Below are 26,199 nucleotides of genomic sequence, written 5' to 3' on the forward strand. Positions count from 1 at the left end.
GGTCGCGCAATTCCCCGCGCCCCCTTGAAGCCGGCGCCAGCCGAACATGTCAGGTCGGCGAGCCCGACGAAAACCGTCGTAGCAACGGCGACAGGACCAGCACCGACTTCGTTCGCTCCACGAACGGCTCGCCCGCGATCCGCTCCAGCACCCGCTCGAAGTGGCGCATGTCGGAGGCGAAGACCTGCGCGACCGCGTCCGCGTCACCCGTCACGGTCGACGCGGCCACGACCTCCTGGTAGCGCTCCAGGCCCCGTCTGATGGTCTCCGGCGAGGTGTTGTGCCGGCAGTAGATCTCGACGAACCCCTCCGTCTCCCAGCCGAGGGCCGACGGATCCACCCGCACGGTGAACCCGGTGATGGCCCCGGTCGCGCGCAGCCTGTCCACGCGCCGCTTCACGGCGGGCGCGGACAGGCCGACCAGCTGGCCGATGTCCGCGTAGGAACGGCGGGCGTCCTCGGCGAGGGCGTGGACGATGCGTTCGTCGAGATCGTTGAGCACGGTGGGTGGATCAGCTTTCAGGCGGTGCGGGTCGGGAGCGGCGATGGCCGTACACGCAGTAGAACACGAGGCCCACGGCCATTCGGTCAGCGCTCGTCCGGCTCCCCGGCAAGGGCCCTGGCCTCGGCCACATCCGCCTCATCGAACCCCATCTGCCCGGGATTCCCGTACGCCGCCGCCTGGGCGTCGATCCAACGCGAGTGCGCCTCCCACGCGGCCTGCTTGCTGGTACCGAGCGCGGCCCCGATCTGCGTCCAGGAAGCCCCTGCCTCACGGGCCGCACGGACGGTGAGCTGCCGCCCGTAGGCCGCCTTCCGGGCCACGACCTCGCTCAGCGCGAGGAGTTCGAGCAGCTCGGACCGGTCGAGTGCCTCCACGGCCATGGATTCCCGCACCCGCAACTCGTCGAGACGGGCCACGGCGGTGAGCAGGGTGTGCTGCGGCTCGATGCTCTGTGGTGTCGTCATGACTAAAGATTTGCGTCAAGCCCGCTTGACGTCAAGAGGGCTTGACGTGCGCCACAGATGCGGACGACCCCCGGTTTTCAACGGGGGCCGTCGCAGCGGGACTTGGGTCAGTTCCAGCTGGCGTGAAGGGGCTTCCCCTCGGCGTAGCCGGCTGCGCTCTGGATGCCTACGACGGCCTTCTCGGCGAACTCCTCCAGGGAGCCTGCGCCGGCGTAGGTGCAGGAGGAGCGGACGCCCGCGATGATCGAGTCGATCAGGTCCTCGACGCCGGGACGGGCCGGGTCGAGGAACATGCGGGAGGTGGAGATGCCCTCCTCGAACAGCGCCTTGCGGGCACGGTCGTAGGACGACTCCTCGGACGTACGGTTGCGGACCGCGCGGGCGGACGCCATGCCGAACGACTCCTTGTAGAGGCGGCCGCTGGCGTCCTGCTGGAGGTCGCCCGGGGACTCGTAGGTGCCGGCGAACCACGAGCCGATCATGACGTTGGACGCACCGGCGGCGAGCGCCATCGCGACGTCGCGCGGGTGCCGGACACCGCCGTCGGCCCACACGTGCTTGCCGTACTTCTTGGCCTCGGCGGCACATTCCAGGACCGCGGAGAACTGCGGCCGGCCCACGCCGGTCATCATGCGGGTGGTGCACATGGCGCCGGGACCGACGCCCACCTTGATGATGTCGGCGCCCGCCTCGACGAGGTCGCGCACGCCCTCCGCGGCGACGATGTTGCCGGCGGCGATCGGGACCTGCGGGTCGAGGGCGCGCACCAGCTTGATGGCGCTGATCATCGACTCCTGGTGGCCGTGCGCGGTATCGATGACGAGCGTGTCGATGCCCGCGTCGAGCAGTTGCTTGGCCTTGTCCTCGAAGTCGCCGTTGATGCCGACGGCGGCCGCGATGCGCAGCTTGCCCTTCGCGTCGACGGCCGGCGTGTAGAGCGTGGCGCGCAGGGCGCCCTTGCGGGTGAGGATGCCGGCGAGGCGGCCGTCCTGGTCGACGGCGGGCGCGTAACGCCGGTTGGCGCCGTCGAGCTTGTTGAACGCCTCGCGCGGGTCGATGTCCGCGTCGAGCAGCAGCAGGTCCCGGGACATGACCTCGGCGAGCTGCGTGAAGCGGTCCACGCCGGACAGGTCGGCGTCGGTGACGACACCGATCGGCCGCTGGTCCTCGTCCACGACGACACCGGCGTTGTGCGCGCGCTTGGGCAGCAGGGCCAGCGCGTCGGCGACGGTCTGGTGCGGGGCCAGCACGATCGGGGTGTCCAGGACGTGGTGGCGGCTCTTCACCCAGGTGATGACGTCGGTGACCACGTCGATCGGAATGTCCTGCGGGATGACGACGAGACCGCCGCGACGCGCGACCGTCTCGGCCATCCGGCGGCCGGCGATGGCGGTCATGTTGGCGACGACCAGCGGGATCGTGGTGCCCGTGCCGTCCGGGGAGCCGAGGTCCACGCCCTGCCGCGAGCCGACCGCGCTACGGCTCGGGACCATGAACACGTCGTCGTACGTCAGGTCGTAGGGAACCGGAGCTGATTCTACGGGCCGTCCAGTACCGGGCTCAAGGAAACGCATAGACCCACATTTTCACGCGAAACGACGCAGGTCACTCCCGCAAAGACACAGCAAGACGCCCCCGCGATCATGTAATCCTCCAAGGAGGTGCGGGGGCTCCCGTGCCGGGCAGGAACCTGCCTTACAACAAAACGTTACCTGAGCGCTCGTACGGCCTGCGAGCCGAGGACTCCTCTCCGGTTGAGCGAAGACGGGTAAGCCGCTCAGGACTCAGGGCCGGCCCCGAGCGTGCCGGCTCCGGGATGCCTCAATACTGAGAGCGCGGTGCGTTGCCGATACCGATCGTCTGTGAAGCGCATCCAGCACGGAGGCCAGATCGCGCGCGAGCGCCCGGGAGCGCGGCCCGGTCAGGCAGTCGGCCGGGAGAGAGTGCCGCCCGCCTTCACGCGCTCGGCCTCGATCGCTTCCCACTGCTCGATGCTGAGGTTGGCGAGCGCGGCCGGAAAGACGCCGTCCTGCTCCTTCAGGATGTGGTTGCGCAACATGGCCATCGCCTCCGTCAGTCGGTCCGGCCAGGGCGGGTCCGAGGGTGTGACGCCGTCGGCGGCCTCGGCCAGCACCGCCTCGATGTGGCGGTGCTCGGCCTCCAGGACAGCGATCTGGTCGGGGAAGTCCTCGGCCAGGGCGGGGAACAGGCCATGCTCCTCCACCCTTGTGTGGGGGCCGAGCACGGACGCGATCTCGCGGGCGACCTCCGCCATCCGGGCCACGTCACCGTCCTGGTGGGCGGGGCGGAGGTGGCTGATCAGGCGGACGACCTCGTCGTGCTCCTGGGTCAGTTCGTCGATTGTCTCCAGGGCCTGGCAGCCGCAGAACTCGCACATGCCGCGATGTCCTCCTTCGCAGTCCGTTCGATCTGCTCAGCCGATGTTTGCGACCGGGGTCCGGTGGGTGATGGCGCGACGGACACCGGTTTCGGTGAACGTGAGGGCCGCGGCCGCGACGAGAGCCAGCAGCACCAGGCCGATCGCGTACGACCCGTAGGCGCCGTACAACGAGCCCATCACCAGCGGCGGCAGGAAGCCTCCCAGGCCGCCGGCGGCGCCGACGACGCCGGTGACCGAGCCGACCTTGTTCGCCGGGGCCAGCAGGGCCACCAGCGCGAACACGGCGCCGCTGGCGGCTCCCAGCGCGGCGGCCATGGCCAGGAAGGCGATCGTGCCCAGGGGGGCCAGGGAGGGGGTGAAGGACTGTGCTGCCGCGCCTGAGACCACGACCGCCAGCGATCCGGCCAGGACCCGTACGGGGCCGATGCGGTCCGACAGGTATCCGCCCAACGGACGCATCGCGACCGCCAGCAGCACGAATCCGGCCATCCGGTTCGCAGCGTCCGCCTGCGTCAGGCCGTAGCCGGTCTTGAGGTAGGTGGGCAGGTAGACGGAGAAGGCCACGTAGCCGCCGAACGCCACCGCGTACAGCACGGACGCCTGCCAGGTGACGCCCAGGCGCAGGGTGGCTGCCAGGCGGCGGGTCAGCGGCTCGGTCGGCACCGTGCGTCCGGGGGCGTCCCGCAGCACCAGCGCGGCCACGACCGCGTAGGCCGCCAGCACGCCCGCGGTGAGCAGGAACGGCGTGGACATGCTGCCCCCGTCGACCAGCTTCACGGTGGTCAGGGCGCTGATCGCGGTGCCCCCCATGCCGGCGCCGAAGATCCCGATGGCGAGCCCCCGTCGCTCGGGCGGGAACCAGGCGCTGACGAAGGGCACGCCGACAGCGAAGGCAGTGCCGCCGATGCCGAGGAAGAAGCCGCCGGCCAGCAGGGCGGCGAGTGACGAGTGTCCGGCCAAGCCGAGGTAGACCACTGGCACGATGGTGGCCGCGGAGACCAGCGGGAACATCGTCCGGCCGCCGAACCGGTCCGTGAGCGCGCCCACGGGGATGCGGCCCAGGGAGCCGACCACGACCGGTACCGCCACCAGCAGCGACTGCTGGAAGGAACTGAGCTCCAAGGTGTCCTTGAAGCGGGGGCCGAGGGGGCTGAGCAGCGCCCACGCCCAGAAGTTGACGGCGAAACCGAGGGTAGCCAGGGTGAGCATCAGCCACGCTCTGCCAGGCACAGGTGCTCCGCTTGTCCGTGTGTCGGTCTGCTTCGTCGACGGCTGGAACATGCCGCCTTCCTTCCTGCTCGCGGTGGTACGGCCTCGGGATCGTCGGTGGTGAGACCGTAGGCTCCAGGCACGCACTGCGCGCTGGTGCTCCGCAGCCAATATCCGCAGCCGATGGCCCGGTGTGAGTGGGCCGACAGTCCCCATCACCCGGCCGGCCGTCCCGAGTTCCAGACGCGTGGGCGAGCTGAGCGGACATCGCGCCCTTTCCCCAGGTCGCCCGCACGGCATCATCGAGACAGCGGGTGTGAGCAGGCTGCGTCCGTTGGTGCCCATCGACCACCGGCGAGGGCCGAAACGGGGCCGAACGGCCCTAACACCTGGGCGGCGGTGGAACGGACGATGGACCGATGTTCCACAACGACGGCTTTCGCACACTCGACCGGCAGGAGTGCCTGAGTCTGCTGGCCAAGGTGCCGGTCGGCCGGGTCGTGTACACCCGGCAGGCGCTGCCCGCGGTCCTCCCGGTCAATTTTTGTCTGGACTCGGACGCTGCCGTGTTGCTGCGCACCTCGGCCGGCTCGGACCTCGTCCACGCCATCGACGGCGTCGTGGTCGCCTTCGAAGCCGACGAGTTCAATGCCGAGGACCAGTCCGGCTGGAGCGTGGTCGTCACAGGCCGGGCCACGGTGGTGACCGATCCAGCCGAGCACGAACGGCTGTCGCGGACGGGCCCACGTTCCTGGATGCCCGTGCGGGACGGAGTCTTCGTACGGATCGAGTCGGAGATCGTCACCGGGCGGGAACTCGGCGGTGCCCTCGGCGCGGACTGACACGCTCTGTGCGGCGGAAACGGGGTGGTCTGCCTGGGGGCGGCCACCGCGGTTCAGCTCATGGGCTCGCTATGCGTCGCGGGTGGCGCCGGACGCGCAGCCGTGTGCCCGTGCGCGTGGTGTGGCGCTGCCGTCCGGGCCGTAGCCCAAGCGGATCAGCAGCTGCGAGTGGCATCGCTTGTGTCGGGGCAAGGCCGTCGCAGCACGCAGGTCGGGCCATTCCATGGCCTGGTGCAGGAGCGAGGTGCGATCCCCGTGGGCGGTCGCCGTGAGCAGCACTTACTGCAGGGCCTGGCCCGCCCGCAGCCAGTCCTCCCGCCGGTCGTGGGCCGTCCACAACAGGGCAGTCTGAACGTGGCGCTCGAACCACAGGGCGGGCCGCCGGAAGAGGGGCAGCGGGCCGGTGAAGTCCCGCATCGGCATCCGCCGACCCGCGTCCGGCGGGCCGAGGGCGGTGAGAGGAATGCCGTAGGCGGAGTCCGCGCCCGGAGTGGTGATCCAGGTGCGGGTTTCGGCGACGCGGGCCGGGTGGGCGTGATTGCGCGCCTCGGCCACGGTGGTCAGGCGGAGCAGCGACCGCGTTCCCGGGATGTCGGGCACGTACAGGTGCGCGCCCGCAGCGTGCGCGGCCGACGCCATCTCCGCCACGATCGGCTCGGGCACCGGGCGGCAGTGGCGGCAGGCCAGCGGGCACGTGCGGGTGGACTCCCAGATGACGACGAAGGGCCGGTCGGCCGCGTCGTGCCGCTGGCGCCGAATGGCCCGAGCACTGACGGTGTTCATCGGACGGCCCTCCCTAGGCGGACTTGCCGAAGTCCGCGGTACCGCGCCCCGAAGGAGGCCGCAGGCCTCTTAGGGGCGCGGGGAACTGCGCTACCAGCCACAACGGATCCGCAGCTTCGAACCGCGTTTCCAGCGGAGCGCTCGTGCACGGGATACCTCCGGATCGGTCGCCGTCAGCATCCACCGGCGGCGGTGGTCGGCGGGCGGCCGATGGTCTTCTCGAACGGGGCCGATGGTCCCTCTTCGCGGCAGGTTCGACAGGGCCGGACGGGCTGTCAGATAGGCGACGTGGTGCCGTGAGACGGCCCTGGGAGCGCCCCTGAACACCCCCCAGGCAGACCGGGGTCCAGGTCCCGTCCGTGCACGCCGCCGCAGGTTCAGGAGCGGTTCGGGGAACGGGGCGTCAGGGCATCCGCGGTGGCCACCATGGCGACGCCCAGGCCGGTCAGTGCGGCGCCCAGGCCCGTGACCAGGGTCGTGAGGTGCCATGCCTGGTAGGCGGACATCAGCGAGGAGCGCAGGGACTGGCCCATGAACGCGGTCTGGCGCAGCTTGGCGAGCTTCTCGTCGTCGCCTCCGGTGGTATGCAGCTCCGCGGTGATCTCGGCGTAGGTGCGGCCGCCGGTTGCATGTGCGAGATTGCCCTTGATGAACTCCGCGTAGGCGTGCGCTTCGGGGCCGGTTTCCACGCGCCGGCCGGCGAAGGCGGCGAGTTCGGTGGGCAGTCCGTGATCGGGGAAGGTGATCTTCTGGGCGGCCAACTCGGTACGGATCTCCTTCCTGCCGCTGCGGCCGCACAGCACCATGACCGGCCCGGCGACTGCCAGGGCTGTGCCGACCGTTCCGAGCAGGACGCGGGCCCGACGGTGCGATCCGTCCATGATCTGTTGTCCTCCTTTCCTCGAGTGCTTGCGGGTACGGCGGTGCGTGCACGTCGGGTGGGGCAACGTCCCCGCTCCGCTGAGAGGTTGAGTGGGTGCGGGTCAGCGGTGACTGAGCCTCAGCCGCCAGGTTTCCGGGCCGCGTTCCAGGTACTCCACGGCGAAGACTCCCGGGCTGCGCTGTTCGATCTGCGCGAGCAGCGGCAGCGGGTCGTGCGTGGCGACCAGCACGATCGCGGTGCCGGCCGGGACGGCGTCCAGGGCGCCGAAGACCGTGGCATCGTGCAGGGCGTGCGGAACCTCCCGCACGTCCAGCTCGGGCTCGGCCGCCTCCTCCGCACCGCCGCATACTCCGCCGCAGCCACCGCTCTCCTCGGTCTGTTCGTCCTGTACGTCCCGTCCTTCCTCGGTGTCCTGGTTTCCATAGGCACCCTTGGCGGGCGTGTCGTTCGCGAGCCGGTGGTGCATGGCCGCGAGCAGCGCCGTCAGGGAGACCTCGGGCGTCATGGCAAGCAGGGGCAGCACGAGGCCGTTCTCCTTGGCCACGTGTTCCTCGAAGAGCACCTGCAGGGCCCGCGCGTCGGCCGCCGCGCCCGCGGGGCTGGGCGCGGTGCGCAGGGCGTCGACGAGCGCGGTGAGGCAACGGTGTTCGCCGATCAGGCTCTCGATGAGCAGACGGGCCTCGGGCATGCCGTGGGCGGCGGGGTAGAGTGCGGCTTCCTCGGCTGCGGCGTGCGGCAGCAGCGAGCGGTCACAGAAGGCCACGAGCCCGGCGTGAATCCTCTCGGCGGCACTCGCGTCGCGGTCCACGGCGGTGAGCAGCATCTTCACCCGACCGGCCAACTCCCCGGCCAGGCGGGCATGATGCGCCTCGGCGCCTTCAAGGGCTGTGGCGTCCTCGGGGTCCGAGGCGAGGGTGAGCACGCTCATGACGGGGTCTCCAGCAGGTCGGGCCGGCTCGGCCGGCCGATGCGGGTGCGTTGTATGCCATTCCGGGGTTCTGGCACCGGGGAAGAGGACGCTGCGTCCGGCCGCGAGGGGCGGCCGGACGCACGACCGAAACGGGCGCCACGCACCGTACGCGCTACACCTGCGGCGGCCAGGGACGGGGGAATTGGCCGCCTGGCAGGCACGGAATGCGGTCGTACAGATGGGCATCTGCGGTTCGATCAATGCCCAGCATGCACCTCCGGCCACACCGACTCCCCGGCCGACCGGGCCCTACCACCGGGACCATTGGGCCCTATCGCGACTGCCCAGACCGGGCCTGACGGTCATCCGGCAGGGACCGCCGGCCCCAGGTTCAGGGCGGCCTGTGCCACTTAGCGTTCCTGGTCATGGCGAACGATCAGAACGCACGACAGGGACAGTCGCGCGTCGCGGAAGGCTGGCCGCTGGCTGCTCGCAGGCTGCTGACGCGCCGCGAGGTGTCGGCCGACAGACGCGCCGTGTTCGGCGAGAACGACGGCAAGTGGGAAGGCTTCTACCGTGACCGCTGGGCGCACGACAAGGTGGTGCGCTCCACGCACGGCGTCAACTGCACCGGTTCGTGTTCGTGGATGGTGTACGTCAAGGACGGCATCATCACCTGGGAGCACCAGGCCACCGACTATCCCTCGATCGGCACGGACTGCCCCGAGTACGAGCCGCGCGGCTGCCCTCGCGGGGCGTCGTTCTCCTGGTACACGTACTCCCCCGGCCGAGTCCGGTACCCGTATGTGCGGGGGGCACTGCTGAAGCTGTGGCGCGAGGCCCGCAAGCGGCTCGGCGACCCGGTGGCGGCCTGGGCCGAGATCACCTCTGACCCGGCGAAGGCCCGCGCCTACAAGCGGGCGCGCGGCAAGGGCGGCTTGGTGCGCGCCGACTGGGACGAGGTGAGCGAGCTGGTCGCCGCCGCCCACGTGCACACCGTCAAGGCGTACGGCCCCGACCGCGTCGCGGGCTTCTCCCCCATTCCCGCAATGTCGATGGCGTCCTTCGCGGCCGGCGCCCGCTTCATGTCGCTGATCGGTGGCACTCTGCTGTCCTTCTACGACTGGTACGCGGACCTGCCGATCGCCTCCCCGCAGGTCTTCGGAGACCAGACCGACGTACCGGAGGCGGCCGACTGGTGGAATGCGGGCTACCTGATCATGTGGGGCTCCAACATCCCCGTCACGCGCACCCCCGACGCCCACTTCCTCACCGAGACCCGCTACAACGGCACCAAGGTCGTCGCGGTCAGCCCCGACTACGCCGACAACGTCAAGCACTCCGACGAATGGCTCGCCCCGCACCCCGGCACGGACGGGGCGCTGGCGATGGCCATGGGCCACGTGATTCTGCGCGAGTTCCTCGTCGACCGCGAAGTGCCGTACTTCCAGGACTACATGCGCAAGTTCACCGACGCGCCGTTCCTTGTGGCCCTGCGCGAGCACGACCACGGTCTCGTCCCCGACGGGTTCCTGACCGCCGCCGACCTCGGCCGTGAAGAAGAGCACGCCGAGTTCAAGACGGTCCTCCTGGACCGGGCCACCGGCGATCCGGTGGTCCCGGGCGGCTCGCTCGGCTTCCGGTGGGGGGAGGCGGGGCGAGGCCGCTGGAACCTCGAACTGGGCGATGTCATACCGGAGTTGAGCCTCATCGACCGCGCCGAAGACACCGTCGAGATCGCGCTGCCCCGGTTCGACGAGGGCGGCACCGAGGGCGGTTCGGTCATGGTCCGGGGCGTTCCGGTCCGCAGGATCGGCGGACGGCTCGTCACCACGGTCTTCGACCTGATGCTCGCCCAGTACGGGGTGCAGCGGCCAGGGCTGCCGGGCAGTTGGCCGGCGTCGTACGAGGACGCATCCGAACCGTATACCCCGGCCTGGCAGGAGACGATCACGTCCGTCCCGGCCGAGCAGGCGGCCCGGATCGCGCGGGAGTTCGCCCGCAACGCCGAGCGCACCAGCGGCCGTTCAATGATCGCCCTCGGCGCCGGCACCAACCACTGGTTCCACTCCGACACCATCTACCGGGCCTTCCTCGCGCTGGTGACGATGACCGGCTGCCAGGGCGTCAACGGCGGCGGCTGGGCGCACTACGTCGGCCAGGAGAAGATCCGCCCGATCACCGGCCTGCAGCATCTCGCCTTCGCCTTCGACTGGCAACGGCCCACCCGGCACATGGCGGGCACCTCGTACTGGTACCTGAACTCCGACCAGTGGCGGTACGAGGCGTTCGGGCCCGACGAGTTGGCGTCCCCGCTCGGGAACGGGCGGTTCCAGGGCAAGGGGTTCGCCGACTGCCTGGCGCAGGCCGTGCGGCTGGGCTGGACGCCCGGCCACCCCGGCTTCAACCGCAACCCACTCGACCTGACGGACGAGGCGGCTGCTCAAGGGCGTGAAGTCGCCGAGCACATCGTCGACGAACTCAAGGCCGGGAACCTGAAGTTCGCCGCCGAGGACCCCGACGACCCGGCCAACTTCCCCCGAGTACTGACCGTTTGGCGGGCCAACCTGCTGGGCTCCTCCGGCAAGGGCAACGAGTACTTCCTGCGCCACCTGCTGGGCACCGACGCGGCGGTCCGCTCCGAGGAGACACCACCCGAGGGACGACCCAAGGACGTGGTGTGGCGGGACGAGGCCCCCGAGGGCAAGCTCGACCTGCTGGTCACCATGGACTTCCGGATGACCTCCACCAGCCTGCTCTCCGACGTCGTCCTGCCGGCCGCCACCTGGTACGAGAAGGACGACCTGTCCAGCACGGACATGCACCCCTTCGTGCACGCCTTCACCCCGGCCATCGCCCCTCCCTGGCAGGCCCGCACCGACTACGACACCTTCCTGACCATCGCCGACAGGTTCAGCGAGCTCGCCGCCGAGCACCTCGGCACGCGCACCGACGTCCTCGCGGTACCGCTGCTGCACGACACCCCGGACGAACTCGCCCAGCCGGGCGGCGTCGTTCGGGACTGGAAGACCGGCGAGTGCGAGCCGATCCCCGGCCGGACCATGCCGAAGCTCGTCGTCATCGAACGGGACTACGCCGCCGTAGCCGAGAAGATGCGCGCCGTCGGCCCGCTGCTGGACACCCTGGGCACCACCACCAAGGGCATCACCGTCCGCCCGGACCAGGAGATCGACGAACTGCGCCGGCGCAGCGGCACGGTCCGCGACGGCCTGGCCGCGGGACGCCCGTCCCTGGCCACCGCCACCGACATGTGCGAGGCGATCCTCGCCCTGTCCGGCACCACCAACGGGCGCCTGGCCACCGAAGGCTTCCGCGAGCTGGAACGGCAGACCGGCAGCGAGGGCCTGGTGGAACTCGCCGCCGAACGCGAGGCCGAGCGGATCACCTTCGCCGACACCCGCACCCAGCCGCGCGCGGTGATGACGTCGTACGAGTGGTCGGGCTCGGAGACCGGCGGCCGCCGCTACTCGCCGTTCGTCATCAACACCGAGCACAAGAAGCCCTGGCACACCCTCACCGGCCGCCAGCACTTCTTCGTCCAGCACGACTGGATCACCGAGTTGGGTGAGCAACTCCCCGTCTACCGGCCCCCGTTGAACACGCCGCGGCATTACGGCGACCAAGAACTCCACGACGGCCGGGCGGAGGTCACAGTCCGCTACCTGACCCCGCACTCCAAGTGGTCCATCCACTCGAACTACCAGGACAACAAGTACATGCTCGACCTGTCCCGGGGAGGCCCGACGATCTGGATGTCCACCGCCGACGCCGAGAAGATCGGCGTCAAGGACAACGAGTGGATCGAGGCGTACAACCGCAACGGTGTCGTCGCTGCCCGGGCCGTGGTCACCCACCGCATGCCCGAGGGAACCGTGTACATGTACCACGCCCAGGACCGCAACGTGAACGTCCCGAAGACCGAGGTCAGCGGCAAGCGGGGCGGCATCCACAACTCGCTGACCAGGCTGCTGCTCAAGCCCACCCATCTCGCGGGCGGCTACGCCCAGTTCACCTACGCCTTCAACTACTACGGCCCGACCGGCAACCAGCGCGACGAGGTCACCGTCATCCGCCGGCGCAGCCAGCAAGTGGAGTACTGACATGCGTGTCATGGCCCAGATCGCGATGGTGATGAATCTCGACAAGTGCATCGGCTGCCACACCTGCTCGGTCACCTGCAAACAGACGTGGACCAACCGGACGGGCGTCGAGTACGCCTGGTTCAACAACGTCGAGACCAAGCCCGGCGTCGGCTACCCCCGCCGCTACGAGGAACAGGAGCACTGGAAGGGCGGCTGGATGCTCGACAAGCGCGGACGTCTCGTCCTGCGCTCCGGCGGCCGCATCAAACGACTCCTGTCCCTCTTCTCCAACCCCGACCTGCCGTCCATCGAGGACTACTACGAGCCGGTCACCTACGACTACGACAACCTCGTCAACGCACCGGCCGGCCGGGACATCCCCGTCGCCCGCCCCCGATCGGTCCTCACCGGCGAGCCCACCGCCATCACCTGGGGAGCCAACTGGGAGGACGGCCTCGGCGGTGCACCCGAGAACGCCGGCGGCGACCCCAACCTCACCGGCGAGTGGGCGGAGAAGGTCAAGTTCGAGTTCGAGCAGACCTTCCTCTTCCACCTGCCCCGCCTGTGCGAGCACTGCCTCAACCCGGCCTGCGTCTCCGCCTGTCCGTCCGGCGCCATGTACAAGCGCGTCGAGGACGGCATCGTCCTCGTCGACCAGAACCGCTGCCGGGGCTGGCGGATGTGCGTGACGGCGTGCCCGTACAAGAAGGTGTACGTCAACCATGCCACCGGCAAGGCCGAGAAGTGCACCTTCTGCTTCCCGCGCATCGAGGCCGGGCAGCCGACGGTCTGCTCGGAGACGTGCGTGGGCCGGCTGCGCTACCTCGGGCTGCTGCTGTACGACGTCGACCGCGTCGGCGAGGCTGCGGCCACCCCCGACGAGCACGACTTGCTGGACGCCCAGCGCGGCGTCTTCCTCGACCCGTACGACCCCGAAGTGATCGTGGCGGCACGGGAGTCCGGCATCCCCGAGGACTGGCTGGACGCCGCCCGCCGCTCCCCCGTGTACGACCTGGTCATGCGCTACAAGGTGGCGCTGCCGCTGCACCCGGAGTACCGGACCATTCCGATGGTCTGGTACGTCCCGCCGCTCTCCCCCGTGCTGGACGCCGTCGACGCGGCGGGCGGAAACCAGGACGACCCCGACCACGTCTTCGCCGCCGTCACCCGGCTGCGCATTCCGCTGGAGTACCTGGCGGAGCTGTTCACCGCCGGGGACACCGACGCCGTCGCCGGGGTGCTGATGAAACTCACCGCGCTGCGCTCGTACATGCGCGAGCGCACCCTCGGTGAGGCCGGCGACGAGGCCGTCCTGAAGGCCGTCGGGCTCACGGCACGCGAGGCGGAGGACCTGCACCGGCTGCTCGCCGTCGCCAAGTACGCCGACCGGTATGTCGTTCCGGCCGCGCACAAGGAAGACGCTGCCGCGCTGAGCGCGATGGAGAACCGCTGCCCGGTCGAATCGTCCGGCGACCCGGCGGACGCCGGTGGCCGGCGGGTGATGCTCGGCATCCCCACCCTGCGCCGCAACACCGCTGGAGGCCGTCCGTGAGCCCGCTGCCCTCCCCCAGAGCTGAACGCCTGGGGGGACCCCCATCGATTCCCGCCCTCGTCCGCACCCGCGTCCGGGCGGCCGTACGCCGGCCTTCCCGGCTCACGCCCGAGGAGGTTGAGGCACGCACCCTGCTGCTGCGGCTGTGCTCGCTGCTGCTGCAGTACCCGGACACCGAACTCGCCACCGCTCGACCGGTATTGAAGGCCACCGTCGAGGCGCTGCCGTCCTCGTCCGCCGCCGAGGACCTGGCCGCCTTCACCTCCTGGCTCACCGGCCAGGAGGTGGATGCCCTGGAACGCCACTACGTCGAGATGTTCGACCTGCGCCGCAAGAGCAGCCTCTACCTCACCTACTACCTCCACGGCGACACCCGCCGCCGCGGCATGGCCCTCCTCACCCTGAACCAGCGCTACCGCGCGGCCGGCTGGGACACCACCGGCGGCGAACTGCCCGACCACCTCCCGGTCGTCCTGGAGTTCGCCGCCCTGGCGGGCCCCGGTGGCGGCGAGGCGCCACTGCGTCAGCACCGGCGCGGTCTTGAGCTGATACACCGGGCCCTGACCGACGCGGACTCCCCCTACCGGCATGTCCTGGCTGCGCTGCTCACCCTTCTGCCGCCGCCCACCGAGGCGGACCGCGCGGCCGTGGCCCAGCTGGTCGCCGAGGGCCCACCGAACGAGGAGGTCGGCCTCGACCCCTACGGCACGTACGGAGACGGGGAGTTCGCACCTCCAGGCACCTTCGTGCCGCCGACACCCGCCCCGCCGACCCATGTCCCGCCCTCCCCGACCGGCCGTACGGAAGGCCCCCGATGAACACCTCGCTCTCCGCCACGGCGAGCGGCGCCGATCTGCTCCTGTGGGTCGCCGTCCCCTACATCTGCCTCGCCGTGTTCACCGTCGGCCATGTCTGGCGCTACCGGCAGGACCAGTTCGGCTGGACCACGCACACCAGCCAGCTCCTCGAACACCGGTGGCTGCGCTGGGGCAGCCCGCTCTTCCACCTGGGCGCCTTCATGGTGATCGCCGGGCATGTCGTGGGGCTCGCCATTCCCGACTCGTGGACCGAGGCCGTGGACATCAGCGAGCACACGTACCACACAACCGCCGTGTGGGCGGGCTCAGTTGCGGGCGTCGCCATGGTCGCCGGGCTGGGCATGCTGTGCGCCCGCCGACTGCTGACCCGCCGCATCCGCCTGAGCACCGACCGCAGCGACAAACTCCTCTTCCCGCTGCTGTCCGCCACCGTCCTGCTCGGCATCACCGCCACCACCGCGCACAACGTCTTCGGCGCCGGCTACGACTACCGCTCCACCGTCTCGGTGTGGTTCCGCGGCCTGTTCGCCCTCCAGCCGCAGCCCGAGGCGATTGCCGGAGCCCCGCTGCTGTTCCAACTGCACGCCCTGAGCGCCTTCCTGCTCTTCGCGGCCTGGCCGTTCACCCGGCTGGTCCACGTGTGGAGCGCCCCGATCGGCTACCTGGCCCGCCCGTACCTGGTCTACCGGCGACGAGCCACACCGGCCGCGGACCGTCCCCGGTCGGCCTCGGGCTCCCGGCGAGCCGCATGAGGCACGGACCCGCCCTGCCCGTGGTCATCCAGGTCGTCCACGGCCGCCTCGGCCTCGTCCTGGGCGACGAGAAGACCGAGGCCACGCCCGGCAGTTGGATCCACCTGCCCGCACGGCTGCCGCACACCGTGCGCGCCACCGAGCCCAGCATCATGCTCCTGACCAGGCTGCCTGTGCCCGAGCCGTCCGCAGCCTGACCGGCCGCTTCGTCAGCGCACCAGCGCCGCGGCCACCGTGGGTGGCAGCACGTCACACAGGTCGGTGATGCGGACATGGCCTGCGTGTTGGGTGGTGAACTCGGCGATGGAGATGTCCAGGGAGCCGAAGAACTGCTCGAAGGCGCGGCGCGCGTGCGGGGTGCGGTCCAGCCCCCAGGCAGCCGTCGCCCTGGAGGTGCGCAGGAACCGGCCGGGCTCTGGCCCGACGACGAACAGTTCGGCGCGCCGCCCCGAGCGGTCGGCGGCCCCGGCGGCCAGTGAAGGGCGTACGGCGATCTTCTCCCCGTCCTCCAGAAGGTGGGGCAGCGCCAGGACGATGCCGGCCGCGTGGATGAGGTCGTTGAGACGACCGAGACTCTCACGCACGGTGAGTCCGGCCACCAGCAGTTCGGGGCTGATGCACCGGGTCGCGGCGGTGTCGCGGACGTCCCCCGCGATCGCGCCCTCCAGGTCGTGCTCGAGTCCGGCGATGGCCGCGGTCAGCGGCTCGGTGCTCAGGAAGTCCGCCAACAGGGCGACCGCGTCGCGTAGTTCTGCCGCACGCACGCCGGCCGTCGCCTCGTCTCTCATGAACGGCATTGTGCCTTGCGGCGGTCGGTCCGCCCCGGTCCTGTCGGCTCCCCGGCAGGGCCGAACGGCCCCGACGCGACGGCCCGGTGGGCTCTGCCCCACGGATCAAGGGTCGGTCACCGTAGCCATGTGGAGTTCATGCCGGTCGGGCAGGGAGGGGTGCACTGATGCTGAAACGGAACGGCAGGGTGTTGTGGTGGCACTGGCGGCACAATCCGCTCAAGCGCCGCTCCGACATCGCCGAAGCCTGGATCGGCGTGGCAGCGGCGGCAGTACTGCTTCTCGTCCCGCCAGTTGTGGGCGTGGCGACGGCGGCCGTCGCCGAGCGCTCCGCGCTCGACCAGGCCCGAGGACTGCATCGTGTCACCGCGCACCTCGTCGAGGACGCCCCCGCGACGCTGTCGCGGTTCTCCGGTGCGGCGACCGACAAGCACGTGCAGGCGACCGTGCGATGGACGACGTCAAGCGGCGCTCCCGAGTCCGGCACCGCCTTGGTGGCAGCGGGCAGCAGGACCGGCGAACCCACCACGGTGTGGCTCGACGATGCCGGCCGCATTCAGCCCGCGCCGCCGACCGCGGTCCAGGCCAGGGCGCAGGGAGCCGCGGTCGGAGCGGTCGCCGGGGCAGGTGCGTGCGTGCTGGCGCTGGGCGGCTGGTGGGTCGCCCGGGTACGACTGGACCGGCACCGCTGGGCGCAGTGGGACCGCGCCTGGGACGAGCTCGACTCGCGCCGAGGCCACCGGCACGCGTAAGGCACCGGGCGGGAGGCGGGTGGACCCGCCGCTGACCGGTGTCCCGGAGCGCTCGCCGTCGACCCCGGGGACGAGCACGGAGCGCGGTCCGCTGTGCGGCCGACACGGCAAGGTGATCGGGGTGCGGCGGGCCGCCTGCCGAGCCCGCCGGGCGAGTCAGAGAACAGGCGACAATCGCGTCCTGGCCAGGGCCAACGATCACGGGAAAGACTCGGGAAGTGCGGCAACGTGTCCCCGCCCGTATTTCGTTCCGCGAGGCCAAAGGAGCACGCCCCGTGCCGCTCGCCTCCGAGGCCGCTCCTTGCCGCCTGCGCTCGCGGCGGGGCGGGAGGGCTACCGGTGTTCTAGGGTTTGCGGTGTGGCCGTATCCGGTCGCAGGACCCCGGGGGTGGCCGGGAAGAGGTGAGGCGCCGATGAACGGCGACGAGAGCCTTCAGCGCCGGCTTCCATCGACGGCGTTTGGCCCGGTCCGGGATGTGGACCTGGACAGCATCGCCGAGCAGGTCGAACGACTCACCCGAGCTCAGGGACGCATGCAGGCGTTGCTGGACGCGGTGCTCGCGGTCGGCCGGGAGCTGGAGCTGCCAGTGGTGCTGCGACAGATCGTGAGCGCCGCGATGCAGCTGGCGAACGCCCACTATGGCGCTCTTGGCGTGTTCAACGAGGACCGGGTGGGCCTTCAGGACTTCATCCCGCTCGGCCTGAGCGACACCGAGCGCCAGGACCTGGCCGGAGTCCACCCCCCGCACGGACACGGCCTGCTCGCGCACCTGATCGAGCAGCACGAACCGCTGCGCGTGGACGACATACCACACCATCCGGACGCGGTCGGCTTCCCCGCGGGGCATCCGCCGATGCGGACCCTGCTCGGGGTGGCGATCGGCGTGCACGGGCGTATCTACGGCAACCTCTACCTGTCCGACCGGCGCGACGGCAAACCGTTCGACGAGCAGGATGCGGCGGTCGTCCTCGCGCTGGCCGGGGCTGCCGGCATCGCCATCGAGAACGCCCGGCTGTATCAGCAGGTGCGCTCGTCCGCCGAGCAGTTCCAGCGCCTGCTGCTGCCCACCCTGCCCGACCTGACCCCGTTCACCGCGGCTGCGGTGTACCGGCCGGCGACCGCTCCCGGCCACCACCTGGGCGGCGACTGGTACGACGCCCTGCTGCTTCCGGACGGCGCGTGCGCCGTGATCATCGGGGATGTGCTGGGCCACGACCTGACAGCGGCGGCCGCCATGGCGCAGACCCGCAACATGCTTCGGGCCTTGCTGTACGACCGGCTCACCCCGCCGAGCCTGATCCTGAACCGGCTCGACGACACTCTGCACTCCATCACCAAGGCCCCCGTCACCACCGCCTGCCTGGCCCGCATCGAACCCTGCGGCCAAGGCTGGCGCCTGCACTGGTCGACGGCCGGCCACCTGCCGCCCCTGATCGTCACCGCCGACGGCCGCACCCGCTACCTGCTGGCTGAACCCGGCGTGCCGCTGAGCGTCGACACCCGGCTGCCGCGCCCCGACCACACCCATCCGCTGGCGCCCGGAGACACGGTGCTGCTGTTCACCGACGGCCTGGTCGAACACCCGGCGCGCCCTCTGGATACCGGGCTGGACACACTCGCCGCCACCGCCGCCGCCCATGCCGGGCTGCCCCTCGACACGCTCTGCCGCACTCTGGCCGACCACAACCCCGGCGACGGCCACGACGACCTCGCCCTTCTTGCCGTGCGCATCCCGCCCACCGGCCCCGGGAACCACCAGGACCGGTGAATCCGCCCGCCCCTCCGGGATCGCCGCGTCGGTGCCGGGACAGGCATCGGACCAACCGTCCCTGGGTGATCAGCTTCGTCGCGGGCCGACGGAATGGCGGCGTCACCGGGCCGCACGAGCAGCTGCCAGGACAAGGGAGCCGAGAGCCAGGCCCGCGCCAAGAGCCCGCTCGAAGTCGGCTGGGCCTGTGCTGCCTCCGATGCCGCCACGGACGCCGAGGGTGGGGAGAGGGGTGGGCGCCATCACGCTGACCCTATGGACACCGTCCCTGTCCGACACGTGCTGCTGGGCCGAACGAACGCGGGTGGTGGTCTCCGTGCAGGCCCCGGGCGCGGGCTACCCGAGGCTCCAGTTGTCGGCTCCCACTTCGCCCGGGCCGGCCATGGGGCGAAGGGAATGGTCTGCCGAGTTGCCCCACGTGGCCCATGGCTGCCTCGGCGGGCCGGCGCGGCATGCGGCGAGGCACACGCTGGAAGAGCGCATCCATTCCTGGGATGTGCCAGGCCGAACGACTCGTCGTCGGGAGGAGCGACCACCGCCGGCACGCGTTGCGCGCCGGTTGCCAGGCCGCTGCCGATCACGTGTAGATGATCTGGCCGCCGGCCGCGTGCTCGTAGAACTCGCCGACGGTGATGACGCCCTGGACCTGGTCGATGAGGTCGTCCTTGTCGAGTTCGAAGAGGTCCACGGACGCCTTGCAGGCGTAGATGCCGGCTCCGGTGTCGGCGATCATCTCGATGAACTCGGGGATGGGTGGGATGTCGAGCTTCGCCATCTTGCGTTCCATGTACCGGGTGATCAGGTCCGGGACACCTGGCAGGCCTCCCAGGAGGGTGGGCAGGTGGAGTCCGGGGTTGCCGACGGTGGCGAGCTTGATGTGGTCGTACTGCTTCTTGGTGATGGCGTCGAGGCCGAAGAAGGTGAAGAACAGGTCGGCCTCGATGCCTTCGGCGCGGGCGCCGTTGGCCATGATGAGGGCCGGGTAGATCCCTTCCAGGGACCCCTTGGAGACGATGATCGAGACCTTCTCGATCGTGCCGGTGGCGGTCATGGCGTGTGCTCCTTCGGTACGGCGGACGGATCAGATGCAGCCGCGGGGCTTGGGGATGCCGGCAATCTTCGCTGCGGTCTTCGCCGGGCCCTTGGGGAAGAGCTGGTAGAGCTCCTTGACGCTCACGCCGGACGCCTTGCCGAGCACCCGCACTGTGGGGCCGGTGCCCTTGGTGGCGTATTCGGCGCGCATGAACTTGATGACCTGCCAGTGCCGGTCGGTGAGCGTCTCGATGTCCTGCTCACGGGCGATCTGGTCAGCCATGGGCTCGGTCCACTGGCCGGGGTCGGTGAAAAAACCTTCCTCGTCGACGGTCACGGACGTGCCGTCGTAGATGGCGTTAGGCATGGCGGTTCTCCTCCGCTCAGACTTGGATGTGGCTCTTGCCGCGCTCGGGCATCGCCGAGCCGATGCCGGGCAGCTCCCGGCCGGGCAGCAGGCTGTGCCAGTACAGCCACTCGAAGGCGAGCTTGCCGAGATGGTTGGCGTGCGACTCCTTGAGCAGCGGCAGGCCGACGGCGGCCGGGAAGTGGCCGGGCAACGGCTCGGTGTCGTAGTTGAAGTCGATGAGCAGGGCCTTGTGGAAGCCGGTCTCGACGAAGCAGTTGGTGTGCCCGTCGTAGGAGGCGTCCAGCGGCTGCCCGGCGAGGAAGCGGCCGACGTTGTGCGCCAGCACCTCGCCCTCGAAGTGGGCCACCGAGCCGGCCTTGGACGCGGGCAGGCCCGCCGCGTCTCCGATGGCGAACACCGCGGGGTGGTCGGGGTGTTGGAGGGTGTGCTGGTCGACGCGGACGAAGCCGAGCTCGTCGCCCAGGCCCGGGGAGCGGCCGACGTACTCCGCGCCGCCGTGCAGCGGCACGACCACGGCCAGGTCGTACGGCACCTCCCGACCGTCGTACGACACCAGCCGCCCGCCCGCGCCGTCGACCTCGCCGAGGGTGAACTCGGTGACCAGCTCGATCCCCTTCTCCTCCAGCAGGCCGCTCAACGTCTTGGAAGCGACCGGCTTGGTGAAGGCTCCGTCCAGCGGGGTGACGTAGGTCAGCTCGACCCGGTCGCGGATCCCGGTCCGCTGGAAGTACCAGTCGGCGAGGAAGGCGAACTCCAGGGGCGCGACTGGGCACTTGATCGGCAGGTCGGCCACATTGACCACGACCCGGCCGCCGTCGAAGTGCTCCAGTGCGTGGTGCAGGCCGACTGCGCCGGGCAGGTCGTAGAAGGTGAAGGCCCTCTCTCCCCAGGCCGGGCCGGTGAGCCCTTCGGTCTCCTCGGGCAGCAGAGTGGCTCCGGTCGCCACCACGAGGACGTCGTAGTCCAGCGACCTGCCCCCGACGAGGTGCGCCTTCTGCGCGTCCAGGTCCACCCGGTCGATCTCCGCCCGCTGGTATGCGATCCCGTCGTGCAACTGCCGCGGCCGGGACCGGACAAGAGCGTGCGGCTGGGCGAGGCCGAAGGGCACGAACAGCAGCCCGGGCTGGTAGACATGGTCGTCGTTCTGGTCGACGACCGTGATCCGGCACTCGCGCTCGTCGTACATCCTCCGCAGCCGGTTGGCCGTGAGCGTGCCGGCGGTACCGCTTCCCAGAATCACGATGCGTTTGTCCATGACTCCACTGTCGGGAGTGGGTTGACGTGTGGTCAGGGGCCGTTGGTCCCTTGCTGGTTACCCATGGGGGTATGCCTGCGGTCGGGGAACTGACCACGGAGAGCCTGATGTCGAAATACCCGGGAGGGTATCTCGGTCCAGGTTCGCCGGTGTGGGGCCGAACGGCCCTCTTCCCACTCCCGTCGGCCTCTCCCGCTGTCGCCCTGCCCGCGCTCCACTGGAGATCGACAGCAGTGGACACTGACGAGGAGGCGCGGTCATGACCCGGACAGGAACGGAGACCACCACCCCACGGCTTCCGGAGGCGGACGGGCACCGGCTCGAGGTCACCCATGTCGACGGCGACGTGTACGCCGTCGCGGTACGGGGACATCGGCTCCTGGTCGACCAGCCCAAAGATGTTGGCGGCGAGGACATCGCGCCCACCCCCACCGAGTTGTTCGCCGCGTCCCTGGCCACCTGTGTCGCCTTCTACGCCGGCCGTTATCTCCAGCGCCACGACCTGGACCGCGCCGGGCTGCGGGTCCGTACGGAGTTCACGATGGCCACCGAGAGTCCGGCCCGCGTCGCGGCCGTCCAGGTCACCATCACCCCGCCGCCCGGACTGTCCGAGCAGCGCCGCGCGGCCCTGCTCGCCGTCGCCTCGCACTGCACCGTCCACAACACGCTCCACCAGCCACCCGAGATCGGTATCGCGCTGGAGCCATGAACACGCCACTCACACCACCCGCATCGCCGCACCTGGAGCGCATCCGTCGGGGCTGACCGGCCTGCCCACCGACGTCTGATCCCCTCCCCTGCGGACTGGCCCTTCGGCCTGTGGGTAGGACCGAACGGCCCCAAGCGCAACGCTCAGAGAAACCGTCAGGCTGCTGAACAGGCGGCAGAGCGCCGCGCCCAAAGGGTTGGAGGGACACGGCAGATGGACACACCAGCAGCGGGGCAGGAGACCCCCGGGGCGGAAACGCCGCACGGCCGCGTGATCGTCGGAGTGGACGGCTCCGATCCTTCCCTGTTCGCCCTGGACCAGGCCGTCGACGAAGCCCAGCGCCGCGGCACTCAACTGGAGATCGTGCACGGATGGTCGGGGGACAAGAGCGACAACGACGCATCGATCGACGCGGCCACCGACCTGTTGGCATCCGCCGCCGCGCGAGCCCTGGAGCGCGTTCCCGACTTGGACGTCGTGTTCAGGGCCGTCTCCGAGGATCCGGCCTCGGCACTGGTCCGGCTGGGCCGGGACGCCGCGCTCACCGTCGTCGGCACCCGCGGCCACGGCGGCTTCACCGGCCTTCTGCTCGGCTCGGTCAGCCTGCGGGTCGCCGCCCACACCGAAAGCCCGCTGCTCGTCGTCCGGGGCGACCGCGAGGTGGCCCGCACAGCACTCGGATACGACCGGGTCCTGCTCGGCCTGGAAAGCGACGCCGACACCGAGGCGGCCGCGTTCGCCTTCGAGGAAGCCGCCCGCCGCAAGGCACGACTGCAGGTACTGCACGCCTGGACGTACCGACAGCTGGCGCCCGCCGGCCTGACGTCGATGCCCACCGAACACATGCAGGCGGACCTCAACCACCGCTCGCAGAGCGAGGAGGCCGTCCCCGCACACGCAGTGGCCCGGCTACGAGAGGAACACCCAGGGGTGGAGGTGGACCTCGACTCGGTGCGCGGTGGACCGGCACGCACCCTGGTGGAGGCAACCGTCACGGCCGACCTCGTCGTCGTGGCCGCCCACCGCCGCACGGGCCGACTCGGACTGCAGCTGGGCCCGGTTACGCACGCCCTGCTCCACCACGCCCACAGCCCCGTCGTCCTGGTACCGGTCACGTCGTCCGCCGGTTCCGGCGACTGACGTGAGTGGCGAGCCGTCCGACTCGTCCCTGGCGTCCGCTGAAAAGCCGACTGATGGGTGCAGCCGGGACCGATGGCCTCCGGGACGGACCCACACGGCCCTCCTGGCGGTACCCGGTCGGCGGCCACGCTGGTAGTAAGCCCAACCCGGCGGGCACCCGCCGGGGCCGAAGGAGTTGATCACCATGACAACCCTGGCCGGCATACCGGACCGTCCGGTTCGGGTGAGCGCGGTCCTCGACGCGCCGCTGTCCCGTTGGCTGTGGCTGGTGAAGTGGATCCTGGTCATCCCGCACTACGTGGTGCTGTTCTTCCTCTGGATCGCGTTCACCGTGGTGAGCGTGATCGCGTTCTTCGCCATCCTGTTCACCGAGCGCTATCCACGCACCCTGTTCGACTTCAATCTCGGCGTGCTGCGCTGGAGTTGGCGGGTCGCGTACTACTCGTACGGCGCTCTGGGCACCGACCGGTATCCACCGTTCAGCCTGGGTGAGGAGCCCGACTACCCGGCCCGGCTGGACATCGCCTACCCCGAACACCTCTCCCGCGGCCTGGTGCTGGTGAAGTGGTGGCTGTTGGCCATCCCGCACTACATCGTCGTCGGCTTCTTCCTCGGCGGCTGGCACCTCGGCTGGTGGGACGGCGGGCTGGTCGCGGTGCTTGCGGTGATCGCCGCCGTGACCATGGCCTTCACCGAGAAGTACCCGAAGGGCCTGTTCGACCTGATCCTCGGCCTCAACCGGTGGGTGCTCCGGGTCGCCGCCTACGCCGCCCTGATGACGGACACCTACCCGCCGTTCCGGCTCGACATGGGCGGCACCGAACCGGGCGAACCGGAGGAGCTGTCGTGACCGCCTTTCTGATGGCAGCGTTCCTGATCGTGCACGGGCTGCTGCACCCCGGCGTCTGGACCGCGCCGCAGCAGCCCGAGAAGCCGTCCCCGTTCGACCCCGGACATTCGTGGGCGCTCACAGCGGCCCGTGTCTCGCCCGCGCCGGCCAAGGCCGCGGCCCTGGCGCTGGCCTGGTACACGGCTCTCGTGTACGTCGTCGCCGGCGCCGGGGTGCTCGCGGGCAGCGGCTGGTGGCCGACCGCAGCTCTGGTCGCGGCCTCAAGCGGGCTTGTCCTCAAGGCGATCTGGTTCGACCCGTGGCTCAGCGTCGGCGTGCTGCTCGACGTGGGCGTCCTCGTCGCGGTGGCATCCGCCTGGCCCGGCTCCCTGTACTGAACCACTGCCGGCCGCCCAGGCCATGCGGTACTGCCGCGAGTGGCCCAGCCGTCCGCCGTTCCCGGTCCGACGTGCGGCACATGTGATGAGGTGAAGGAACGTGTCCACAGCGATTGCGGTGTCCGGTCTGATCAAGGAGTTCGGCCCGACTCGGGCCCTCGACCGCCTCGACCTCACCGTCGCCACGGGCGAAGTGCACGGCTTCCTGGGGCCGAACGGCGCCGACAACCCGATTACGGGCCTGAGGGCCACATCGTTGCGGCTGTGACCGGGGTAAACAGCCGGTGCATGGTCGGCTCCTTACGCCCTGTGACACATGGACGCCTTGCATCGGGCGTCTTACGGTCGAGGTATGGCAGCAGACAACGCGAATGGACCCCCTCCGCTCGACGACCGCAAGCCCGAGCGGCCCCGGTCGCCAGTGGCGGGTCAACCAGTGACGATCGCCCGGAAGGGCCAGATACCGGAGGGGTGGACGCCTCCCGACTGGAAGGACTCCGATTACGTCTTCTATGACATGGATGAGATGAAGGCGGAGTGCGCCCAACGGGAGCAAGACCGCGAGGAAGAGCGTCCAGCCACTCCACAGGAGCTGTACGCCAAGATTGTCTCCGGCGAGCTGGACGGTTAGAGCTTGACCATGACGAGACCCCCTGTGGTGTCACAGAGGGGGCCTCTGGAGGAAACGAGCGACACGCCCGGCGTGCCTGCACTCCCCCGTAGGTGACAGATCTGAGGGTCTGGTTCCCGGGATTACCGTCTAGAGCGCGAACGCCAGCCTGTAGCCGCCAAGTCGTCGGCTGGAGACCCCCGTTCAGCGCCTCAAATACGCATAGTGCCGCCCCGGTAAGCCAGTTCAAAAGCCCTAGCGGTTCTTTTCTCGTGAATCGCAGGAAAAAGTGAACCTGGCGGACACCTTCCAAGGTCGCGTTTCTCTCCATAGACGGGTATTGAAGGATCGTTGAACGATCCCGAGCCCCCTGTGGCCGCCGCCCAGGAACCGCCGCGCTATGAGATCCGTCCTGCTCGGTCCGTTGTTCGGCCCGAGCCTGGACCTGCCACTCCCCTCACGGCTCTGGTCGCGGTCTCCGTGGTCCTCGCCGTGGCGGGCACAGTGTCGCTCCGCCGCCGCGACGTCGCTCTGCCGGCCTGACCCCGCGCCTTCGGCGGTCGGCCATCGCGGCTGTGTTCCGTCCTCGTCCCGCGTGGAGTCCACTGCCAGCCGACCGGTCCACCGGGCATGGAATCAACGCACGGTGATCTCGCGCCCGGTGATGCCCACGGGGTCGATGCGCACCCATAGGTTGCGCTCGCCGCCCGCCCAGGGACCGCTGTACGCCAACTCGTCCAGCCGACGTACGGCATCGGGGTCCGTCACCTCCCGGGCGGGCCCACGGACCAACACGCTCCAGCCCTGGCTGAGCGCGTCGTCGATGCGGTCGACCTCGAAGGCGACCTGGGTTCCCGCAGCCGCCGCCGGCGTCGTGTGGGGCGCGGTGCGGAAGGCGACCGCGCCGTCGATAACGCTGTAGTTGACGGGGACGACGACCAGGCCCTCGGGCGTGGACAGAGCGAGGCGTCCCACGCCGTGCGTCGCCAGCCGCGCCCAGCATTCCTCGGTGGTCAGCGCGTTCCACTGAGGGTGCAAGGCCGCCCGGCCGATTCCGGGCGGCAGATCGGCGTCGCCTCCGCGCAGGGCCGCAACCGTGGTCTCCAGTGCGTCGGCAAGCCTGACAAGGAGGCCGATGCCCGGCGCGGCGGTCGGCTGTTCCTCCAGATACCGGATGTATCCGGGTGCGGTGCCCGCCCGTTCGGCCGTTTCCCTCAGGGAGAGGCCCAGTTCCTCGCGTCGCCGCTCGATGCGCCTGCCGATGTCGCCGTGTGGCGACACCAGTGCTGCGGCCGCGCCGGTCGGGTGTGTCTGGTCGGACATGG

27 protein-coding genes and 1 pseudogene are annotated in these 26,199 nt (G+C 70.3%); 14 read left to right on the top strand and 14 right to left on the bottom strand.

Annotation, left to right across the window (positions count from 1 at the left end):
- Nucleotides 1–49: 49 nt before the first annotated feature.
- From AC5DRG_RS09105 to AC5DRG_RS09125, 5 genes are all read right to left on the bottom strand, one after another.
- Nucleotides 50–502, bottom strand: a complete 453-nt coding sequence (locus AC5DRG_RS09105) for an Lrp/AsnC family transcriptional regulator (protein ID WP_491809486.1) — start codon at nt 500–502, stop codon at nt 50–52.
- An 86-nt stretch (nt 503–588) separates the two neighbouring features.
- Nucleotides 589–969, bottom strand: coding sequence for a hypothetical protein (locus tag AC5DRG_RS09110; RefSeq protein WP_491809487.1), 381 nt, complete (start codon nt 967–969; stop codon nt 589–591).
- Nucleotides 970–1,076: 107 nt separating this feature from the next.
- Complete coding sequence (locus AC5DRG_RS09115) at nt 1,077–2,543, bottom strand: GuaB1 family IMP dehydrogenase-related protein (protein ID WP_491809488.1); 1,467 nt, start codon at nt 2,541–2,543, stop codon at nt 1,077–1,079.
- Nucleotides 2,544–2,890: 347 nt separating this feature from the next.
- Nucleotides 2,891–3,367 (bottom strand): hemerythrin domain-containing protein, encoded by a 477-nt coding sequence (locus tag AC5DRG_RS09120; protein WP_491809489.1) that lies wholly within the window; start codon nt 3,365–3,367, stop codon nt 2,891–2,893.
- Nucleotides 3,368–3,403: 36 nt separating this feature from the next.
- On the bottom strand, nt 3,404–4,651 hold the full coding sequence (locus tag AC5DRG_RS09125) for a nitrate/nitrite transporter (protein ID WP_491809490.1): 1,248 nt from the start codon (nt 4,649–4,651) through the stop codon (nt 3,404–3,406).
- 347 nt (nt 4,652–4,998) lie between these two features.
- Between AC5DRG_RS09125 and AC5DRG_RS09130 the strand changes: the two genes are divergently transcribed.
- Nucleotides 4,999–5,421, top strand: a complete 423-nt coding sequence (locus AC5DRG_RS09130) for a pyridoxamine 5'-phosphate oxidase family protein (RefSeq protein WP_491809491.1) — start codon at nt 4,999–5,001, stop codon at nt 5,419–5,421.
- A gap of 279 nt (nt 5,422–5,700) precedes the next feature.
- Here the strand turns inward: AC5DRG_RS09130 and AC5DRG_RS09135 are convergent, their stop codons facing one another.
- From AC5DRG_RS09135 to AC5DRG_RS09145, 3 genes are all read right to left on the bottom strand, one after another.
- Nucleotides 5,701–6,204, bottom strand: coding sequence for a hypothetical protein (locus AC5DRG_RS09135; protein WP_491809492.1), 504 nt, complete (start codon nt 6,202–6,204; stop codon nt 5,701–5,703).
- A gap of 377 nt (nt 6,205–6,581) precedes the next feature.
- Nucleotides 6,582–7,085, bottom strand: a complete 504-nt coding sequence (locus AC5DRG_RS09140; RefSeq protein WP_491809493.1) for a hypothetical protein — start codon at nt 7,083–7,085, stop codon at nt 6,582–6,584.
- 102 nt (nt 7,086–7,187) lie between these two features.
- Nucleotides 7,188–8,015, bottom strand: coding sequence for a DUF2249 domain-containing protein (locus AC5DRG_RS09145; protein ID WP_491809494.1), 828 nt, complete (start codon nt 8,013–8,015; stop codon nt 7,188–7,190).
- Nucleotides 8,016–8,422: 407 nt separating this feature from the next.
- On the opposite strand from AC5DRG_RS09145, the gene AC5DRG_RS09150 reads away from it, so the two are divergent.
- From AC5DRG_RS09150 to AC5DRG_RS09170, 5 genes are read left to right on the top strand one after another with little or no spacing between them, the layout of a single operon-like run.
- Nucleotides 8,423–12,118: a nitrate reductase subunit alpha gene (locus AC5DRG_RS09150; protein ID WP_491809495.1), complete on the top strand. Its 3,696-nt coding sequence runs from the start codon at nt 8,423–8,425 to the stop codon at nt 12,116–12,118.
- Nucleotide 12,119: 1 nt separating this feature from the next.
- Nucleotides 12,120–13,652, top strand: a complete 1,533-nt coding sequence (gene narH / locus AC5DRG_RS09155) for a nitrate reductase subunit beta (RefSeq protein WP_491809496.1) — start codon at nt 12,120–12,122, stop codon at nt 13,650–13,652.
- Nucleotides 13,649–14,470 (top strand): nitrate reductase molybdenum cofactor assembly chaperone, encoded by an 822-nt coding sequence (gene narJ, locus AC5DRG_RS09160; protein ID WP_491809497.1) that lies wholly within the window; start codon nt 13,649–13,651, stop codon nt 14,468–14,470. Before narH ends, narJ begins: the two co-directional genes overlap by 4 nt.
- Complete coding sequence (gene narI / locus AC5DRG_RS09165) at nt 14,467–15,222, top strand: respiratory nitrate reductase subunit gamma (RefSeq protein WP_491809498.1); 756 nt, start codon at nt 14,467–14,469, stop codon at nt 15,220–15,222. Before narJ ends, narI begins: the two co-directional genes overlap by 4 nt.
- Nucleotides 15,219–15,419: a cupin domain-containing protein gene (locus AC5DRG_RS09170; protein ID WP_491809499.1), complete on the top strand. Its 201-nt coding sequence runs from the start codon at nt 15,219–15,221 to the stop codon at nt 15,417–15,419. The genes narI and AC5DRG_RS09170 overlap by 4 nt, the downstream gene beginning before the upstream one ends.
- A gap of 12 nt (nt 15,420–15,431) precedes the next feature.
- Here the strand turns inward: AC5DRG_RS09170 and AC5DRG_RS09175 are convergent, their stop codons facing one another.
- Nucleotides 15,432–16,010, bottom strand: coding sequence for a PE-PGRS family protein (locus AC5DRG_RS09175; protein WP_491809500.1), 579 nt, complete (start codon nt 16,008–16,010; stop codon nt 15,432–15,434).
- A 167-nt stretch (nt 16,011–16,177) separates the two neighbouring features.
- Between AC5DRG_RS09175 and AC5DRG_RS09180 the strand changes: the two genes are divergently transcribed.
- Complete coding sequence (locus AC5DRG_RS09180) at nt 16,178–16,762, top strand: Rv1733c family protein (protein WP_491809501.1); 585 nt, start codon at nt 16,178–16,180, stop codon at nt 16,760–16,762.
- Nucleotides 16,763–17,175: 413 nt separating this feature from the next.
- Entirely contained in the window at nt 17,176–18,531 is a 1,356-nt protein-coding gene (locus AC5DRG_RS09185) for a PP2C family protein-serine/threonine phosphatase (RefSeq protein ID WP_491809502.1), read from the top strand.
- Between the two features lie 102 nt (nt 18,532–18,633).
- Here the strand turns inward: AC5DRG_RS09185 and AC5DRG_RS09190 are convergent, their stop codons facing one another.
- The 4 genes from AC5DRG_RS09190 to sqr all read right to left on the bottom strand — a co-directional run bounded on the left by AC5DRG_RS09190 (nt 18,634) and on the right by sqr (nt 21,188).
- Nucleotides 18,634–18,774 (bottom strand): hypothetical protein, encoded by a 141-nt coding sequence (locus AC5DRG_RS09190; RefSeq protein ID WP_491809503.1) that lies wholly within the window; start codon nt 18,772–18,774, stop codon nt 18,634–18,636.
- Between the two features lie 334 nt (nt 18,775–19,108).
- Nucleotides 19,109–19,582 carry a DsrE/DsrF/DrsH-like family protein gene (locus AC5DRG_RS09195; RefSeq protein WP_491809504.1) on the bottom strand — a complete coding sequence of 158 codons (474 nt, stop codon included), beginning with the start codon at nt 19,580–19,582 and terminating at the stop codon, nt 19,109–19,111.
- Between the two features lie 30 nt (nt 19,583–19,612).
- Nucleotides 19,613–19,930 (bottom strand): TusE/DsrC/DsvC family sulfur relay protein, encoded by a 318-nt coding sequence (locus tag AC5DRG_RS09200; protein ID WP_491809505.1) that lies wholly within the window; start codon nt 19,928–19,930, stop codon nt 19,613–19,615.
- A 16-nt stretch (nt 19,931–19,946) separates the two neighbouring features.
- Nucleotides 19,947–21,188: a type III sulfide quinone reductase, selenoprotein subtype gene (sqr, locus tag AC5DRG_RS09205; RefSeq protein WP_491809506.1), complete on the bottom strand. Its 1,242-nt coding sequence runs from the start codon at nt 21,186–21,188 to the stop codon at nt 19,947–19,949.
- Nucleotides 21,189–21,447: 259 nt separating this feature from the next.
- Here sqr and AC5DRG_RS09210 point away from each other — a divergent pair, with 259 nt between their 5' ends.
- The 6 genes and pseudogenes from AC5DRG_RS09210 (at nt 21,448) to AC5DRG_RS09235 (ending at nt 24,895) form a co-directional block, all read left to right on the top strand.
- Nucleotides 21,448–21,897, top strand: coding sequence for an OsmC family protein (locus AC5DRG_RS09210; protein WP_491809507.1), 450 nt, complete (start codon nt 21,448–21,450; stop codon nt 21,895–21,897).
- Between the two features lie 213 nt (nt 21,898–22,110).
- Complete coding sequence (locus AC5DRG_RS09215; RefSeq protein ID WP_491809508.1) at nt 22,111–23,037, top strand: universal stress protein; 927 nt, start codon at nt 22,111–22,113, stop codon at nt 23,035–23,037.
- Between the two features lie 184 nt (nt 23,038–23,221).
- On the top strand, nt 23,222–23,887 hold the full coding sequence (locus AC5DRG_RS09220; protein ID WP_491809509.1) for a DUF4389 domain-containing protein: 666 nt from the start codon (nt 23,222–23,224) through the stop codon (nt 23,885–23,887).
- On the top strand, nt 23,884–24,264 hold the full coding sequence (locus AC5DRG_RS09225; protein ID WP_491809510.1) for a hypothetical protein: 381 nt from the start codon (nt 23,884–23,886) through the stop codon (nt 24,262–24,264). Before AC5DRG_RS09220 ends, AC5DRG_RS09225 begins: the two co-directional genes overlap by 4 nt.
- 100 nt (nt 24,265–24,364) lie before the next feature.
- A pseudogene (locus AC5DRG_RS09230) lies at nt 24,365–24,502 on the top strand (ABC transporter ATP-binding protein); the annotation flags it as partial.
- 114 nt (nt 24,503–24,616) lie between these two features.
- The gene (locus tag AC5DRG_RS09235; protein ID WP_491809511.1) at nt 24,617–24,895 is read left to right on the top strand and encodes a hypothetical protein; all 279 of its coding nucleotides are present in this window, start codon (nt 24,617–24,619) and stop codon (nt 24,893–24,895) included.
- A 615-nt stretch (nt 24,896–25,510) separates the two neighbouring features.
- Here the strand turns inward: AC5DRG_RS09235 and AC5DRG_RS09240 are convergent.
- Complete coding sequence (locus AC5DRG_RS09240; RefSeq protein WP_491809512.1) at nt 25,511–26,197, bottom strand: helix-turn-helix domain-containing protein; 687 nt, start codon at nt 26,195–26,197, stop codon at nt 25,511–25,513.
- Between the last annotated feature and the right edge of the window lie 2 nt (nt 26,198–26,199).

It is taken from the genome of Streptomyces sp. JLBG701 (assembly GCF_058544905.1).

What these genes read in the sequence shown, in the direction of transcription:
- AC5DRG_RS09195 (WP_491809504.1), bottom strand. Translation starts at nt 19,582, where the DNA reads ATGACCGCCACCGGCACGATCGAGAAGGTCTCGATCATCGTCTCCAAG.
- AC5DRG_RS09145 (WP_491809494.1), bottom strand. Translation starts at nt 8,015, where the DNA reads ATGAGCGTGCTCACCCTCGCCTCGGACCCCGAGGACGCCACAGCCCTT.
- narH (WP_491809496.1), top strand. Translation starts at nt 12,120, where the DNA reads ATGCGTGTCATGGCCCAGATCGCGATGGTGATGAATCTCGACAAGTGC.
- AC5DRG_RS09240 (WP_491809512.1), bottom strand. Translation starts at nt 26,197, where the DNA reads ATGTCCGACCAGACACACCCGACCGGCGCGGCCGCAGCACTGGTGTCG.
- AC5DRG_RS09120 (WP_491809489.1), bottom strand. Translation starts at nt 3,367, where the DNA reads ATGTGCGAGTTCTGCGGCTGCCAGGCCCTGGAGACAATCGACGAACTG.
- AC5DRG_RS09180 (WP_491809501.1), top strand. Translation starts at nt 16,178, where the DNA reads ATGCTGAAACGGAACGGCAGGGTGTTGTGGTGGCACTGGCGGCACAAT.
- AC5DRG_RS09210 (WP_491809507.1), top strand. Translation starts at nt 21,448, where the DNA reads ATGACCCGGACAGGAACGGAGACCACCACCCCACGGCTTCCGGAGGCG.
- AC5DRG_RS09175 (WP_491809500.1), bottom strand. Translation starts at nt 16,010, where the DNA reads ATGAGAGACGAGGCGACGGCCGGCGTGCGTGCGGCAGAACTACGCGAC.
- AC5DRG_RS09130 (WP_491809491.1), top strand. Translation starts at nt 4,999, where the DNA reads ATGTTCCACAACGACGGCTTTCGCACACTCGACCGGCAGGAGTGCCTG.
- AC5DRG_RS09220 (WP_491809509.1), top strand. Translation starts at nt 23,222, where the DNA reads ATGACAACCCTGGCCGGCATACCGGACCGTCCGGTTCGGGTGAGCGCG.
- sqr (WP_491809506.1), bottom strand. Translation starts at nt 21,188, where the DNA reads ATGGACAAACGCATCGTGATTCTGGGAAGCGGTACCGCCGGCACGCTC.
- AC5DRG_RS09215 (WP_491809508.1), top strand. Translation starts at nt 22,111, where the DNA reads ATGGACACACCAGCAGCGGGGCAGGAGACCCCCGGGGCGGAAACGCCG.
- AC5DRG_RS09200 (WP_491809505.1), bottom strand. Translation starts at nt 19,930, where the DNA reads ATGCCTAACGCCATCTACGACGGCACGTCCGTGACCGTCGACGAGGAA.
- AC5DRG_RS09190 (WP_491809503.1), bottom strand. Translation starts at nt 18,774, where the DNA reads ATGGCGCCCACCCCTCTCCCCACCCTCGGCGTCCGTGGCGGCATCGGA.
- AC5DRG_RS09115 (WP_491809488.1), bottom strand. Translation starts at nt 2,543, where the DNA reads ATGCGTTTCCTTGAGCCCGGTACTGGACGGCCCGTAGAATCAGCTCCG.
- AC5DRG_RS09110 (WP_491809487.1), bottom strand. Translation starts at nt 969, where the DNA reads ATGACGACACCACAGAGCATCGAGCCGCAGCACACCCTGCTCACCGCC.
- AC5DRG_RS09140 (WP_491809493.1), bottom strand. Translation starts at nt 7,085, where the DNA reads ATGGACGGATCGCACCGTCGGGCCCGCGTCCTGCTCGGAACGGTCGGC.
- AC5DRG_RS09150 (WP_491809495.1), top strand. Translation starts at nt 8,423, where the DNA reads ATGGCGAACGATCAGAACGCACGACAGGGACAGTCGCGCGTCGCGGAA.
- AC5DRG_RS09135 (WP_491809492.1), bottom strand. Translation starts at nt 6,204, where the DNA reads ATGAACACCGTCAGTGCTCGGGCCATTCGGCGCCAGCGGCACGACGCG.
- AC5DRG_RS09235 (WP_491809511.1), top strand. Translation starts at nt 24,617, where the DNA reads ATGGCAGCAGACAACGCGAATGGACCCCCTCCGCTCGACGACCGCAAG.
- AC5DRG_RS09185 (WP_491809502.1), top strand. Translation starts at nt 17,176, where the DNA reads ATGAACGGCGACGAGAGCCTTCAGCGCCGGCTTCCATCGACGGCGTTT.
- AC5DRG_RS09170 (WP_491809499.1), top strand. Translation starts at nt 15,219, where the DNA reads ATGAGGCACGGACCCGCCCTGCCCGTGGTCATCCAGGTCGTCCACGGC.
- AC5DRG_RS09125 (WP_491809490.1), bottom strand. Translation starts at nt 4,651, where the DNA reads ATGTTCCAGCCGTCGACGAAGCAGACCGACACACGGACAAGCGGAGCA.
- narI (WP_491809498.1), top strand. Translation starts at nt 14,467, where the DNA reads ATGAACACCTCGCTCTCCGCCACGGCGAGCGGCGCCGATCTGCTCCTG.